Here is a 2,087-nt window from a genome sequence, read left to right as displayed (position 1 = left end):
ACTCGCGCTCGTGGTCAAGAAACCGTCCGGTGCTGACGGCCTCAGCGACGAGGCCATCAAGGACCATCTCAAGCTGTTCGCCGACAAGGGCGTGATCTCGAAATACGGCATCCCCGGCAAGATCCTGTTCATCGACAGCATTCCCAAGACCAGCGTCGGCAAGATCAACAAGAAGGAGCTGCGCGAGCTGTACGGCGACATGTGACGGCTCAACACAGCCAAGAATGGATCGAGGAGGACGACATCATGAGCAACCTCACTTTGGCCGGCCTCGGCGAGCATGTTGGCAAGGAGCTCGGACTTTCCGACTGGGTCGCGATCGATCAGCAGCGTATCGATAATTTTGCGGCCTGCACCGGCGACCATCAATGGATTCACGTCGATGTCGAACGCGCGAAACGGGAGAGTCCGTTCCGCGGTCCGATCGCGCATGGCTATCTGACGCTGGCGATGGTGGCCCCGCTGGCGATGCAGGTCGGCATCATCCCGCGCGATGCCGCCGCCGGGTTGAACTATGGGGTCGACAAGGTGCGCTTCCTGACGCCGGTGCCATCAGGCGCGCGGGTGCGGCTGCGGGTCGTGCTGTCCGGCGTTGAGCCGAGGGACGGTGGCCAGGTGATCATGAAAACCCTGAACACGCTGGAGGTCGAAGGATCGGAGAAGCCGGCGCTGATCGCCGAAACGCTGGCCCTTCTGATCCCCGCGGCAGGAGCAAAGCAATGAGCACGGAAAATCGCAGTCCGGAGTCCTCGGCGTCTGACATGTCCGAGGCGGCGTCGAGGAATACGCTGGCACTCAATCCGCTGGTCGGCATCCAGGGGCAGGACCTGGTCGAGGGCGCCGGCATCCTGTTCAAGGCGGTCATCAACGAGCCGAAGGTCGCGACCGAGCAGTGGCTGTCTTTCGTCGGCGAGCTCGGCTCGATCGCCGCCGGCAAGTCGGAGCGCGCGCCGAAGGCCGGCGACAAGCGGTTTGCCGATCCGACCTGGAAGGAGAGCTCGCTGCACTCCGGCCTGCTCAAGGCCTATCTGGCGTGGGGCGAGGCGGTCAACGGGCTGGTCGGCAAGACCAGCCTCAGCGACATCGACAAGCAGCGCGCGCATCTGATCACGGATATCCTGATCGATGCGGTCGCGCCGACCAACACGATGCTCACCAACCCGGCGGCGGTCCGCAAGTTCATCGACACCGGCGGGCAGAGCCTGTGGAGCGGCCTGAAGAATTACATCGGCGACCTGACGCAGAATCGCGGCATGCCGTCGATGGTCGACATGAGCGCGTTCAAGGTCGGCGAGAACCTCGCGACCACGCCGGGTGCGGTGATCTTCCGCAACGAGCTGATCGAGTTGATCCAGTACACCCCGACGACGCCGACGGTCAGGAAGCGGCCGCTTTTGATCACGCCGCCGCAGATCAACAAGTACTACGCGCTCGACCTGTCGCCGGACAAGAGCATGGTTCGCTTCCTGCTGGAGAGCGGCTTCCAGGTCTTTGCCGTGAGCTGGCGCAACCCGACCGCGGCGCATCGCGACTGGGGGCTCGACACCTATGTCGCGGCGCTCGACGAGGCGGTCGACGCGGCGCGCGAGATTTCCGGCAGCGCGGACATCTCGATGATGGGATCCTGCTCCGGCGGCATCACCTCGACGGCTTATTTCGCGACGCTCGGCAGCGCCACTGAGAAGAAGATCAAGAATTTGGTGCTGGCGGTCTGCCTGCTCGATCCCAATTCGGCCGAGGAGAGCACGTTCGGCTGCCTGATGACGCCGGAGACCATGCGCGCGGCCAAGGCGACGTCGCAGTTGCGCGGCATTGTCGATGGCCACGAGCTGGCGCGGATGTTCGCCTGGATGCGGCCCAACGACCTGATCTGGAACTACTGGGTGAATAACTACCTGCTCGGCAACCAGCCACCAGCCTTCGACATCCTCTACTGGAATGCCGACACAACCCGACTTCCGGCGGCGCTGCATGGCGACTATCTCGATCTCTATTTCACCAATCCGTTCGTCAACGCCGGCAAGCTCACGCTGAACGACAAGATCGTCGACATGAGCAAGGTCAAGGCCGACAGCTATGTCGTCGCT

2 protein-coding genes and 1 pseudogene are annotated in these 2,087 nt (G+C 63.2%); all 3 read left to right on the top strand.

Annotated elements, in window-relative coordinates; genetic code table 11:
- Positions 1-205: pseudogene (locus H8B02_RS46965) on the top strand (fatty acid--CoA ligase); the annotation flags it as partial.
- Positions 206-246: 41 nt separating this feature from the next.
- Positions 247-723, top strand: coding sequence for a MaoC family dehydratase (locus H8B02_RS46960; RefSeq protein WP_229172471.1), 477 nt, complete (start codon positions 247-249; stop codon positions 721-723).
- The coding region (locus H8B02_RS46955; RefSeq protein ID WP_229172470.1) for an alpha/beta fold hydrolase at positions 720-2,087 on the top strand (1,368 nt) is incomplete at its 3' end. The genes H8B02_RS46960 and H8B02_RS46955, both read left to right, overlap by 4 nt.

The organism is Bradyrhizobium altum (assembly GCF_020889705.1).
GTDB classification, from domain to species: domain Bacteria; phylum Pseudomonadota; class Alphaproteobacteria; order Rhizobiales; family Xanthobacteraceae; genus Bradyrhizobium; species Bradyrhizobium altum.
The sequence above is the reverse complement of the archived record's forward strand: the minus strand, read 5'-3'. Positions and strand labels throughout refer to the sequence as shown.

Coding starts and splice junctions, on each gene's coding strand:
- H8B02_RS46960 (WP_229172471.1), top strand. CDS start 247: ATGAGCAACCTCACTTTGGCCGGCCTCGGCGAGCATGTTGGCAAGGAG.